Annotated in this window: 10 protein-coding genes; 7 read left to right on the forward strand and 3 right to left on the reverse strand. The window is 56.4% G+C overall.

Annotated elements, in window-relative coordinates; translation table 11 throughout:
- Window positions 1-66: 66 nt before the first annotated feature.
- On the forward strand, window positions 67-2163 hold the full coding sequence (locus tag N655_RS0100060) for a radical SAM protein (RefSeq protein WP_026441356.1): 2097 nt from the start codon (window positions 67-69) through the stop codon (window positions 2161-2163).
- Between the two features lie 313 nt (window positions 2164-2476).
- Here N655_RS0100060 and N655_RS0100065 read toward each other — a convergent pair whose 3' ends face one another.
- Window positions 2477-5386: a protease pro-enzyme activation domain-containing protein gene (locus N655_RS0100065; RefSeq protein ID WP_238324401.1), complete on the reverse strand. Its 2910-nt coding sequence runs from the start codon at window positions 5384-5386 to the stop codon at window positions 2477-2479.
- A gap of 408 nt (window positions 5387-5794) precedes the next feature.
- Between N655_RS0100065 and N655_RS0100070 the strand changes: the two genes are divergently transcribed.
- Window positions 5795-6319, forward strand: coding sequence for a hypothetical protein (locus N655_RS0100070; protein WP_349509459.1), 525 nt, complete (start codon window positions 5795-5797; stop codon window positions 6317-6319).
- Between the two features lie 42 nt (window positions 6320-6361).
- Here N655_RS0100070 and N655_RS0100075 read toward each other — a convergent pair whose 3' ends face one another.
- Complete coding sequence (locus N655_RS0100075; RefSeq protein WP_026441359.1) at window positions 6362-6811, reverse strand: antitoxin Xre/MbcA/ParS toxin-binding domain-containing protein; 450 nt, start codon at window positions 6809-6811, stop codon at window positions 6362-6364.
- A 115-nt stretch (window positions 6812-6926) separates the two neighbouring features.
- On the opposite strand from N655_RS0100075, the gene N655_RS0100080 reads away from it, so the two are divergent.
- Genes N655_RS0100080 through N655_RS16440 form a run of 3 tightly spaced genes read left to right on the forward strand, consistent with a single transcriptional unit; the run spans window position 6927 to window position 8925 of the window.
- Window positions 6927-7769 carry a purine-nucleoside phosphorylase gene (locus tag N655_RS0100080; RefSeq protein ID WP_026441360.1) on the forward strand — a complete coding sequence of 281 codons (843 nt, stop codon included), beginning with the start codon at window positions 6927-6929 and terminating at the stop codon, window positions 7767-7769.
- Entirely contained in the window at window positions 7766-8419 is a 654-nt protein-coding gene (gene udk, locus N655_RS16435; protein WP_044933695.1) for a uridine kinase, read from the forward strand. The genes N655_RS0100080 and udk overlap by 4 nt, the downstream gene beginning before the upstream one ends.
- An 8-nt stretch (window positions 8420-8427) precedes the next feature.
- Window positions 8428-8925 carry a DUF192 domain-containing protein gene (locus N655_RS16440; protein ID WP_049961147.1) on the forward strand — a complete coding sequence of 166 codons (498 nt, stop codon included), beginning with the start codon at window positions 8428-8430 and terminating at the stop codon, window positions 8923-8925.
- Window positions 8926-8938: 13 nt separating this feature from the next.
- On the opposite strand, the gene N655_RS16445 is transcribed toward N655_RS16440, so the two are convergent.
- Window positions 8939-10465: an ArnT family glycosyltransferase gene (locus N655_RS16445; protein ID WP_044933696.1), complete on the reverse strand. Its 1527-nt coding sequence runs from the start codon at window positions 10463-10465 to the stop codon at window positions 8939-8941.
- Between the two features lie 104 nt (window positions 10466-10569).
- On the opposite strand from N655_RS16445, the gene N655_RS0100100 reads away from it, so the two are divergent.
- Together N655_RS0100100 and N655_RS0100105 are read left to right on the forward strand one after the other, a co-directional pair.
- Window positions 10570-11310, forward strand: a complete 741-nt coding sequence (locus N655_RS0100100) for a uracil-DNA glycosylase (RefSeq protein WP_044933698.1) — start codon at window positions 10570-10572, stop codon at window positions 11308-11310.
- A gap of 345 nt (window positions 11311-11655) precedes the next feature.
- Entirely contained in the window at window positions 11656-12213 is a 558-nt protein-coding gene (locus tag N655_RS0100105; protein WP_026441362.1) for a hypothetical protein, read from the forward strand.
- The last annotated feature ends 50 nt before the right edge of the window (window positions 12214-12263 follow it).

Below are 12263 nucleotides of genomic sequence, written 5' to 3' on the forward strand. Positions count from 1 at the left end.
GTTCCAGAAAGCATTTTGCTGCATGGAGACATGAGGACGGACAGGGAGCATCAAGGAGATTCAAAAATGTCGAAAGCCGTCAAGTACGCAGAGCGGGCGGTCACCATCGCGGCCAATGGCGCGTGGGCCGTCTTCGAGAGACTGAACCGCATCAGCCCCAACCCTTCGTTTACTCCCAAATGGTCGGACAAACCGCTTCTGAAGTCCTACGAGAAGGAAAAACCGCCTCTTGGCTGGCCGCGCACCACTGACTCGCTTTGTCCCAAGTGCGTTCCCGAGATCCGCCAGCAGATCCTTGATGGCAAGCTGCCTCACGAGATCCTTTTGAATGAAAAGGTTGGCGAAATCAAAGCGCAGATCATCGAACGCGACGGCAAGATCCTGATGGTCAAGGACTGCCCCAAGCATGGCCACTTTGAAGACATCATGTCCATTGACCCGGAGTTCTCGCGCCACCTCGAAGAGGTCTTTCCCGGCCGTGACATCCGTGCCCATAACGACGAGAAACTCCACAACCATGGCACTTCGACCATTACCCATGGCCGCGGCTCGGTGCTTACCATTGACCTGACCAACCGCTGCAACATGATGTGCGACCCCTGCTTTATGGACGCCAATCAGGTGGGCTTCGTCCATGAGCTGACCTGGGAAGAGATCAAGACCATGCTGGACAACGCCATCTCGATCAAACCCCGCCGTCAGATGTCGGTCCAGTTCTCCGGTGGTGAGCCAACGCTCTCGCCCTACTTCCTCGACGCGGTCGCTTATGCCCGCAAGGTTGGATACAACTCAGTCCAGGCAGCCACGAATGGCATTGAGTTTGCCAAATCAAAGGAATTCTGCAAGGCCGCCGCTGAAGCCGGCCTGCGCTACGCTTATCTCCAGTTCGACGGCATCGGAAACGCCGCCAATTCACACCGCAAAGTGGGCAACCTGTTTGATGTAAAGCTTCAGGCCATCCACAACCTGCATGAGGCCGGCGTAGACATCGTACCGGTGACTACGATCGTCAACGGTATCAACAATGAGCAGGTAGGCCGCATCATCCAGTTCGCGCTGGACAATCCCAAAAAGATCAACTTCCTCAGCTTCCAGCCGGTCTCATTTACTGGCCGCGATGAGGCCGTTACCGATGAGCGCCGCATGGCACAACGTTATACGCTGTCGCACATGGCGCATGACGTCAAGAACCAGACGGGCCTCGGCGAACCCGCCCGCGACTGGTTCCCCATCAGCTTTATGAGCACCTTCTCAGACTGGGCCGACCTGGTACATGGACCGAACGCCGACTGGGGCCAGCTCTCCTGCGGATGCCACCCGAACTGCGGCATCGGTATGGCGCTGATGATTGACAAGGAAACCAAGGAGGCTGTGCCTGTCACCGCCTTCCTGAACGCCGACCGACTGGCGAAGGACGTGGCCAAGATCAACGATGCGGCCCGCGGTAAGTTCCTGTCGATTGTTGGCGTCGCGCTCGCGCTTCTGCGCAACTACGACCCGCGGAAATCGCCGACGCACTTCCGTATCCTCGACCTGTTGCAGAAGTTCGACAAATGCTTTGGCGCCACCGGCCGCGATTATGGCAAGGTCACCGGTGACCGTACGATGGCCGATATCGAAAAGCGCCGCGCTGACCGCTGGAACTTCCTCTTCATCGCGGGCATGTGGTTCCAGGACCTCTTCAACTATGACTTCCGCCGCACCGAGCAGTGCATCATCCCGTATGCCACGCAGGAGGGTGAAATCAGCTTCTGCGCCTACAACACGGGCATCGGCTGGCGCAACATCATTGAGAAGATGCACATGACTGCTACCCTCACCAAGTGGTACGAGGAGCACGGCCGTCATGAGATCTTTGCTGGCGGCAAGAAGGTCGGCATGGGCGATGTGCATCACAACCTCGTACTCAATGAGGAGCACGTACATGCCGCTGCGAATGACACCCTGGACAAGCTGGGCATCGCCAAGAACGCCCGCGAGGAAAAAATCCGCGCCCGCGATGCCAAGCTGAAACAGGACGCGGAGAACGCACGCATGGCTGCCCTCTATCGTCAGCACATCCTCGGCGAAAAGCCGGCCGAAGGCATTGTGCCGGTCACCTCGATTGCTCCTGCCCCCAGGCCGGCGGCGGCCCCGGCAGAAGAACCGGTCATGGGAGACTAAAACAGCGCGTCTCATCCTGATCAAATCTGAAAGCTGCTTTTCAGCAAAAAGTCCGGCTTCGCGCCGGACTTTTTCTTTTCAGCTTGGTCGGGGCCACTCTGGCTGGCCCCTTAAATCTGGATCCCTCACCAGGGCCCATCTGCTTGGCCGTGATGGTCTCAGACAGACTGGGGCCGGATGGCCATCCACCCCAGTCTCCTGGCAGAGTGGGCTTCCCGGTGTTCCACAAGAACTCTCAGGGCTGCTCCACTCGCTTTTCAGAGGTGTTCCTTTCCCCTAAAGGCACCTCTGAACTTCACCCACCCGAAATGCTCTATTGCACGGTCAGCGTCAGGGTTGTGGAAGCGGCAATACTTGGTGTTGTTGTGTCCTGCCCATCCAGGGTCAGGGTGTAAGTGCCTGGCGCGACATCTGTGGATGTAGAAGAAGAAGTCGAACTCCCTCCGCAACCGGTGGCGTAACTCAGAACACCTGTCAGCGCGATACAGATCAACACCAGCCAGACCTTCGATTTTCGCAATCGAAGACCGCCACCCAGCAGCCCCACCAGGATGGCGGCGCTTATCGGCACGCCCTTGCCGGAAAACGGACCCTCCGGAATGGCAGTACGACTCCGGTTCCCTGCGTTCACAAATGTGTGCCTTGTACTACGCCGTACAGACGCCGTCGTGGTACACGCACTTTCCGAGGTATAAATCGTCAACGTTGTGGTTGCCGTTCCGTTTGCTGCAACGGAGACATTGTTCACGTCATAGCAACCGTAGGTAGAAAGTGAGGAACTGGTCGTGGACAGCGTAAAGGCAACGGTTCCGGCATACGAGTTCTGGGAAGTCACAGTAACAGTCGAGGTACCGGAACTCCCTTGCGTCACCGTGACATTGGTTGCGGAAAGGGTAAAGCTTCCGCTGGAAGAGGTACCGCTCGATCCTCCCACATTCACCGTCAGAGATCCGCTCGAGGGGGCAAAGGTAGAATCCCCGGAATAGGTTGCCGTAATGATGTGTGCTCCGGTTGTGGATGAAGAAAAGGAATACGTAGCTGAACCGTTGGAGAGAGCCAGCGACGTTGTGATGGTCGTGCCATCCACCACAACCGTGAGTGTTCCCGTTGGCGTGGTGGTAATGGTGCTGGACTGCGGAGCGACTGTGATCGTAATCGTGTCACTCGCGCCTACAGCCGGAGTGGTGGTGGCCGCTGTCAGTGCCGTTGTAGTTGCCTGTAGCGAAGCAGAAGACCCCGAGGGCCAGGAGGTCAGCAGGTTATACAGGTCGACCGACCCCAGTCCTGTGGCCTCATCATAACCTGTAGTTGCTGCGTATTCCGATGCTCCGGCCGTAGAGCAAAAACTTGTCCCTGCCGTACAGGCATTGCTCCCGCTGGTAATGTCATGGAAGGCAGATGCGTAGGTGGTAGCATTTGCAGCCAGAGAGTACAGCGTTGTGTTCACCACTCCTTGACCGGTAGAGTTTTCCTTTTGGTTTATGATCGCCAGCATTCCCGCAAATATGGGAGCGGCAAAGCTGGTGCCCCCGGCCACAGTCAGGTATTGCGTGCTTGCATCCCGAAAGCCGCTGTTGCAGCTTGCCTGCTGTCCGGTGCTCCACGCCGAGGTATCACTGGTGCAGTAAAGATATCCGGCATTGTTTGGGGACGAATCCAGAGAAATGTCTGGGACCATCCGGTAGCCTTTGGAATAATCCGGAGCGGTAGAAATCCCCGTCACTCCCGCCTGCCAGCTCGGACGCGGAGTGAAGATGCTCACCCCACCCCCGCCAGCTGACAGGGCATATTCTGCGCCATATTGCTGCCCATAGGTAGCACTGTCATCGTTCCAGACCTGCTCAGGAATGTACGAGAGGGCAGACGTCACGACATCGCTGCCACTGGCCGATTTCCAGTAGGTCGTATTGGATGAGGAGACATCAGCGGAAGGAAACTCCGTGCCGCCCAGCGCAGTCACATAAGCACTGCTCGCAGGGTAATTCACGGCGAGCTCTTCTTCTGTTGAAGTTGGTGTCACCGTGCTGCTGGTTACGTCTGCATAACACGCGGTAGAACCATCATCCCCGGAAGAAACAATGATGCTCTGCCCCTGGCTGGCCCCCTGCTCCAGAATGGCTTCCAGCGTAGAGTACTCGCTCGTACTAAGATCTGGCTCACAGGCGCCATAGCTCATACTGATGATGGGGGCAATCTTCGTGTCCACCGCATATTGCAGTGCGTCCCATACACTGTAGTTTTGGTTATTGCCTACGTAGACAAAATAAATGGTCGCGTCTTTGGCAATGGACCCGCTGTACTCCAGGTCCAAATCTGACTCAGACTCGTCCCCGGAAGAAATGGCTGCAGTTCCTGACCCGGGCACCAGTACCTGGACTGGATCTTTTACGCTCAGTCCGGCAGCATTCTGGAAGGCCTCGATATCGGAAACCAGAATCTCCGACTGGCCAACAACAGCGATGGCCTGCCCCGCACCGGTATAACCCGCATTGTAGGCTGCGTTGATGTCATAGATGACTGCCACATCTCCGGGCTGAAGATAGTGACTTCCCGACTGCCCCGAGGTAAACTGCGGCGTGATTCCATTCACGGCACCGCTTGTTTGCCGATGGAACCGGACAAAGGGTTTCGGACGAAAATCATTCAGATTGCGTACCGACTGTACGACCCCGGCCAGAGCGGATGGGACTGCAATCTCAGTGCTGTTGGCAAAGTGCCGTTCACTGCCAATCTGATAGCTGTGGATCTCGGTCCTGAAGGCCGATTCCACCTGGGCCACAGTGCCCGAAAACGTAATGCTATTGTGGCTGTTGGAGACGCGGTCCACCGTGAACCCCTGCGCTTCAAGCCAGCTTTTGATTTTGGCAATATCGCCATCACTCAACCCAAAACGTGCCGCATACTCGGCAGGAGTAAGCCATTTGTGATAGTTGGGCGAACCAGGGGTCTGCTGTTCTTTAACCAGTTCATCCAGCTCGGCCTTCTGTTCTGCCGTCGGTTTGAAGTACATGGTTATGCCATTCAATCGCTGGCTTGCGGAAACACGTCCCGAATCGAATTGGGCCTTTGCATTCGGGTTCACGGAACCGCGCAGCGGTGCAGCGGAACTGGAAGATATCTCCTCCTGAATCCGGCTCTTTAGGGTCTGCGCCAGCAAGGTCCCGTTGTGCACAAGCAAAAACAGAATCGCAATCCAGCTTAGGAACAGGAAACGAAGTCTCACACACATGCTCTACCTGCTTTGTTGTTTCGTTAAAACTACCCGTCTGCTGCCTTCACAGGCAGCAGTACGACCTCCGACGAACCGGCAGCAACGGAACCACTCCCGAATCAAGGTTGACTTTCGATACTTCTGAATTCTTCTTAGTTCAAGACGAAAAAGCAGGCTGATTGTTTACAAAAAAACAAATCATTTCTGGAAATACGCTTGCCACTGCAACATTCCTTGTACCGCTCGATCCGCACCATGTTCTGGTAGTCCCCGACTCCAGAGAAAACCGGCAAAAGTATCTTCCGGCAGCCATAGAAACAGTGGATATTCGTGCCTTGACCGCCAACGAGTTCACGGATGTGCAAAACATCACGCGGACCCTTTTTGGAATAAAGCATCCTGTGGCCCGCGACCAGCGCGGTGAAAATGCTGGACCGCACTCAACTTCGCGTTCAGGACCAGCAGGATGCCACCTTCCGCAGCGGCCAACGTTATCCCATCATCACATCCAGTTACACGGCCCTGGGCAGTTCGTCTTCTTCATCGCTGACTGTGCCTCAGGTTCAATATCAGGACCTTGGCCTGACTCTGAAAGTCAGGCCCGCCATCGAAGACGAGCACACTATACGGTTGCATGTGGATCTACAGCTCTCGGCACTGTCCGGTGCCTCGCTCAACAGCATCCCCGTGCTCTCTCATGAGCAATACTCGGGGACCCTGTCTGTACACACAGAGCAAAGCGCTCTGGTTGCCAGTCTCCTGTCCCGCCAGCAGGAGCGCGAGGTCCTTGGTTTTCCTGGATTGAGCGGGCCTTCTGCGTTGGACAGCGCAGCCGATCATCAGAACACAATCAGCCGCAAGGAGCTTGTCGTGCTCATCACACCACACATTCTGCAAAGCTCTCGGCTGCTGACTGCGGGGCCCATCTACGCCCTGCCTAGGTAAATGCTCACGACCCCCAGGCCGTCTCAGCAAAAGCGCCGGCCTTTATCCTCCTCGGCGGGCATCCAGCAGACGCCGCACGATCTCCATGGCTGGAGTGCCACCCTGCAACATATATTCCAGCGGCGGACGTCCGGCAAAGATTGGATTTGTATTCGGCAATCGTACCCACTGGTCGGCCAGTCTGGAACTGTAAAGGATGTTCAGCGATTTGAAAATTCCAATCAGATACGACACGCGCAGCAGACGGTCCTGGTCCAGGACCCGGTTCGGGTTCTGCTTCATCTGGTAAAAAGCGCCATTGGACACGCCACCCAGCAATTGACGCGCGTCTTCATCCCGGATCTGCCACTTTTCCATAATGTTGAAGAAGGCGCGCAGGGCTGAGGGAGAAAGCCGGCGGCGCTCCTCAGCACGGGAGAGATCAGGCACCGATGGCGGTGCATACATGGTGGACGGATATGCGAAGTTCTGGGCCGCGGCTTGCTGTGGCATTCTCTCTTTTATTGCTCCATATATGGAGCATCATAACTCCATGTATGCTTTGCCTGCAATCAGTTTCTGCTTTCGCTTTGTTCCTGACCGCAGAGAAAGGTAATCTACAGGAAACATGACCTCTGAGTTTGAAAAAGTCTCGGCTGCGGCTGACTTTGTCCGAGCACGCATCCGGACTGTTCCCTCGCTTGCAGTTGTCCTTGGCTCCGGACTTGGTCCCTTTGCGGACAAGCTCTCCGGCGCCGAAGTGTTTCCTTATGGTGAAATCCCCCACTTCCCTCAATCTACCGTTCCCGGACACTCCGGCCGCATGGTTGTCGGCGAAATCCACGGCGTCCCTTTGGCTGTGATGCAGGGGCGCGTCCATGGATACGAGGGCTATTCCCCGCAGGAAGTGGCCTTCCCCATCCGGGTCCTGGGCCTTTTGGGAGTCAAGGCCCTTGTGGTTACGAATGCAGCCGGCGGTATCCGCATGGACCTGAAACAGGGAGACCTGGTGCTGATCTCGGACCACATCAATTTCACACAGCGCAATCCCGTTGCAGGCAGGCACGAAGAGGCCTTCGGCCCTCGTTTCTTTGACCTGACGGAGGCCTATTCCCGGCGCCTGCGTTCCCTGGCTGCACGGACCGCGCAGGATCTCGGTATCTCCTTGCCAGAAGGCGTGTATCTGTGTGTCACCGGTCCCAGTTTTGAAACTCCCGCTGAGATCCGGGCCTTCCGCGCCCTGGGGGCAGATCTGGTCGGCATGTCTACAGTGCAGGAGGTCATCGCAGCGCGTCAGATGTCCATCGAAGTGCTGGGTATTTCCTGCGTCACGAACATGGCCGCGGGCATACAGAGTGAACCCCTTTCGCATGAAGAGGTCATCGAAACCGGGCAACGCGTCGCACAGCGGTTTACCAGTTTTCTTACCGCGCTTCTTCCTGTTCTCCACCAGGAGTCGGTCAAAGCATGAACGGATCTCCGGTCCTTGTCGGCATTGCAGGCTGCTCCGGCTCAGGCAAAACCACCCTGGCCCAGGAGCTGGCCCGGGAGCTGGAAGGCACACACTTTCATCTCGACCACTACTATCGCGACCTGGGGCATCTGGCCTACGAAGAGCGATGTCAGCAGAATTTCGACCATCCCGACGCCCTCGAAGCAGACCTGCTGGTCGCCCATATTCGCCAGCTCGCTTCCGGACGCTCCATCCATCAGCCGCAGTATGACTTTGTCACCCACACCCGCATTCCCGGAAAGTCCGTTCTTCTTTACGAGCCACATTTCCTGCTCGTCGATGGAATCTTTGCGCTGCACTACCCGGCGCTGCGTCGGCTCTATCACCTGCGCGTTTACGTGGATACCCCTGATCCGGTCTGCTACCAGCGCCGATTTGCCCGCGATGTTCAGCAGCGCGGCCGTACCCCCGAATCGGTCGCACAGCATTACGCGGCCACCGTCAGGCCGATGGCCGAACAGTTTGTGCGCCCTTCATCGAAGCACGCTGACCTCATCGTAGACGGGACTTCCTCTCTCGACTGGTCCGTCGAGCAGGTACTGAGCAAACTGCGCCAGATGCGGCTGCTGGACCGCCTGGAACTGACCATCCCGGCCGGCCACTCGTAAAATAAAAAATGATGCGGAAACAATGGATCCTCTGTCTTCTGGCAGCCGCGCTGTTCTGCGGGACCGCAGCCTCTCTTCTCTCTCAAGAGCAAGAACCCGTCATTCCTTACGTGCCGCCGCGTCCTGCAACCACTCTGGTCATGCTGCCAGATGGATCAACCGTCCACGTTGAGCTGGCCAGGACTGAGGCGGAACGCGAATATGGCCTGATGGGCCGTACCAGCCTCCTGCCTGGTCACGGAATGCTCTTCATTCATGACCGGCCTGCGGAATACAGCTACTGGATGTATCACTGCAAAATTTCGCTGGACATTCTCTGGATGGATGCCGACCACCGTATTGTCGAGCTCTCCCCCGACACGCCTCCCTGCAAAGGAAAAGCAAGCACCTGTCCTTCCTACGGCGGCCACGCACCCTCGCTGTATGTGCTCGAACTACCTGCCGGGTCCATCAAAGCGCATGATCTGCAGGTTGGCCAGACAGTGAACTTCAACCTCACCCGGTGACCTCCTGCGGAAGTCATCGGCCGGCATTCTCCGCCTGCTCTTCCTCGGCGTTATAGCTTTGTTTGTCTGAAGGAAGAGGTTCCATCCTGTAAAGGACCAGGTCATTGCGGTCCGGATCATCGAAGGCATGAAAATGCGCTGCCTCTTTCAGTGCATACTGCGTGTTGATGTCTGCCAGCGTACCCGGGTCCAGGTCGTTCCACGCCGCGTACCAGCCAGGCCGGTAGGTATGGATCCGGTAAGGCAGGTCATAAGTGCCAAAGTCATCGCAGATGGATGGAAGATGGGTAATCAGAGTAATGTCCGCCCCGCTGATGGACAGCAGCAGACGATTGCCGTTCGGATGTTCATCAATGTAGCGCGTCAGATTCCGCGCGGCTGTGACAAAGGTATACTCCGGATGCCGCGCAAAACCACCCACCATGCGCAGGTTCAGCCCCAAACTCACCAGGAGCACGGCAAGCCCCGCCGCTGCTGCCCATGGCCAGCGCTGCCATAACGCCGCCAGTCCTGCGCACATCACAAAGACCAGAGGAAAAGCAATCACCTGGTAATAGCGCGGCTGCATGTTGTTGTGGTAGCCAATAAAAAACACATAGCCGGCAATCGCAATCCAGGACGCGGCAAAGATGGGGCCTCTCCACAGCTCTCGGTAGAACAGCGAGATCACAAGCAGTACAGCAGCCAGAGTGGCCAACGGTTTATCGATCCACAACGCTCCATGGGCTGCATACCAGAATGCGGCCAGCCATCCACCAATGGAGACCGGCTGCGGCATCTGGTTGACCGCGAAAAGATAGGAATAGTCCTTCAGGTATCGGGGGTGGACAAGCAAAAAATAGTATGCGCTCCACAGCAGGGCCAGGGTCCCTCCTGTCACAGCAGCGTATCGGGCAAAGACCCCCAAACGAAATCCGGCAACATACCAGACTAGATAAAACGCCGCAGGCAGCAGAAAAACGCCCGTCGTCTTGGTAAGAATGGCCAGGCACAGCGACGCTCCGGCAAAGGCCAGCAGCAGATACCTTGCACCTTCTCTCGTCTGATTGGGAACACGCAGAACCAGCAGCCATGAAAAGAGCGTCCAAAAAATCAGCATCGGCTCCAGCAAGGCCAGCCGGCTGAACGAATAGAGAAATGCATTCCCCGCCAGCAGCGTCATGGCCAGAAGGGCGGCGCAGGGCCTTTGTTTCTGCGTCAGAAAGAGCGCGCAGGCAAGCATCAGGTTCCCGGCAAAGACCGCCAGCGCCAGCGCCCTTGCGGCCACAATGCTTACGCCGGTAAAGTGAAACAGCACTCCCTCAAACACTGGCCATACCGGCACCGCCGCCGCCGGATTGAAGTCTCCGGGAACACGCCAGGACCCAGTGAGGGCATAGCGCACGGCCGCGCTCCCGTACCAGCCCTCATCGGTGTATTTGGAATAGTCCATCCATGGGGAAAAATTGGGGAAGTCTGCGCTCAGATGAAAGAGATGCACGGCATAGAGCGCACCAATGGCAGCAATCCAGAAGATTGTGAGGAAACGTGACCTGTTCATCGGGACCTGATTTTTACACTACAGAAAAAACCCCTTCCAATGAAATCCCTTTTGTGGCCCCACCCTGCTGCCAGCAGCGCAGCAACTAAAATAGTCCTGTGAACATGCCATCTCTCTCAGCAGAGCAGGCACTGGCCGCGTTGAACGCGCGCATCATTGAGTGCAACCGCTGCGCGCGACTCCGGGAGCATTGCATCTCTGTAGCAGAAAAGAAGCGCCGCGCATATCTGCATTGGGAGTATTGGGGAAGGCCCGTGCCTTCCTTTGGCGATCCCTCGGCCCGCGTACTCCTTCTGGGACTCGCTCCCGGAGCGCATGGCTCCAACCGCACTGGCCGCCCCTTTACCGGGGATGGATCAGGCGATTTTCTCTATCCGGTCCTGCACGAGGCGGGCTTTGCCTCGCAACCCCGCGCCACTTCACGCAACGACGGGATGCTGCTGCGGGACCTTTGGATCACCAGCGTGGCCCGCTGCGCTCCCCCGCAAAACAAACCGTTGCCTCAGGAGCTGGCCAACTGCGCTCCCTTTCTGGACGAGGAGATTGCATCGCTGCCAAGGCTGCGGGTGATCGTGTGTCTGGGAAAGATCGCCTTCGATGGCTTTATCGCCCACCTGAAACGAAGTGCGGCCGAACAGCACCATGTCGTCAGCAACGAAAATTCGCAGTCCGCTCCGCGCCTCCGATCATGGAAGTTCGCGCATGGTGTGGAGTATGGTCTGCCGGATGGGCGCTGGCTGCTGGCTAGTTATCATCCCTCATTGCAGAACACAAATACAGGTAAACTCACCCGGGAAATGTTTCTTGAAATTTTCCGCCGGGCAAAGCAGCTTGCCGCCCGGTGAGGATAAGAAAGATCTCTTTCCCTTTGAAGGGAGGAGATGAGAACCTGCCACCTCCAATTGAGCCATGTCCCAAAACGGGACAATATCCTGGTCAATATCTAAATCTTTTTATTTCAAGAATTTACACAAAAACATTCCTCTGAGGTGCGACCCCGCGTGGTAAATTTTTGCCAACGGAGTGCCGGATCAGGCCAATCACTCATGCTGATCACTCAGAAGAGATGAGACGAAACTCTCTGAAAATACAGCTACTTTTTCTTCGAAATGTCAAGAATTTTTTCTTGTAATCGCCCTTGATAGACCGTTACGCTCATCTTAGCGCGTCCGCGCACCAGGAGAATTCTTATGCACAAGTCTGTTCGTAATCTTGTTTTTGCTGCCACTGCGCTCGCGTTCGGCGCCATTTCCCTGCCCGGCCTTGCCGATGTCCACAGCAATATCTCCAGTGATACTACCACGCTTCAGGCGAAAGGTATCGGCAACAGCCTGCCCCGCCCAGAACCCAACCAGCAGATTGCCAAAGGCATCATTGGTAGCTTGCCTCGTCCCGCTGGCACACTTCAGGCTAAAGGCATTATTGGCAGCTTGCCTCGTCCTGCTGGCACACTTCAGGCTAAAGGCATTATTGGCAGCTTGCCTCGTCCTGCTGGCACACTTCAGGCTAAAGGCATTATTGGCAGCTTGCCTCGTCCTGCTGGCACACTTCAGGCTAAAGGCATTATTGGCAGCTTGCCTCGTCCTGCTGGCACACTTCAGGCTAAAGGCATTATTGGCAGCTTGCCTCGTCCTGCTGGCACACTTCAGGCTAAAGGCATTATTGGCAGCTTGCCTCGTCCTGCTGGCACACTTCAGGCTAAAGGCATTATTGGCAGCTTGCCTCGTCCTGCTGGCACACTGGGATAACTTAAAGTTAGGCGCTAAAAAGTTTAAAGCCTTTATATTTTCATTTGTTA

The sequence above is a fragment of the Pseudacidobacterium ailaaui genome, from assembly GCF_000688455.1.
Classification (GTDB): domain Bacteria; phylum Acidobacteriota; class Terriglobia; order Terriglobales; family Acidobacteriaceae; genus Pseudacidobacterium; species Pseudacidobacterium ailaaui.

Excerpts from the sequence above, each read along its gene's own strand:
- N655_RS0100080 (WP_026441360.1), top strand. The coding sequence starts at position 6,927 with ATGACCTCTGAGTTTGAAAAAGTCTCGGCTGCGGCTGACTTTGTCCGA.
- N655_RS0100100 (WP_044933698.1), top strand. The coding sequence starts at position 10,570 with ATGCCATCTCTCTCAGCAGAGCAGGCACTGGCCGCGTTGAACGCGCGC.
- N655_RS16445 (WP_044933696.1), bottom strand. The coding sequence starts at position 10,465 with ATGAACAGGTCACGTTTCCTCACAATCTTCTGGATTGCTGCCATTGGT.
- N655_RS0100105 (WP_026441362.1), top strand. The coding sequence starts at position 11,656 with ATGCACAAGTCTGTTCGTAATCTTGTTTTTGCTGCCACTGCGCTCGCG.
- udk (WP_044933695.1), top strand. The coding sequence starts at position 7,766 with ATGAACGGATCTCCGGTCCTTGTCGGCATTGCAGGCTGCTCCGGCTCA.
- N655_RS0100075 (WP_026441359.1), bottom strand. The coding sequence starts at position 6,811 with ATGCCACAGCAAGCCGCGGCCCAGAACTTCGCATATCCGTCCACCATG.
- N655_RS0100060 (WP_026441356.1), top strand. The coding sequence starts at position 67 with ATGTCGAAAGCCGTCAAGTACGCAGAGCGGGCGGTCACCATCGCGGCC.
- N655_RS16440 (WP_049961147.1), top strand. The coding sequence starts at position 8,428 with ATGATGCGGAAACAATGGATCCTCTGTCTTCTGGCAGCCGCGCTGTTC.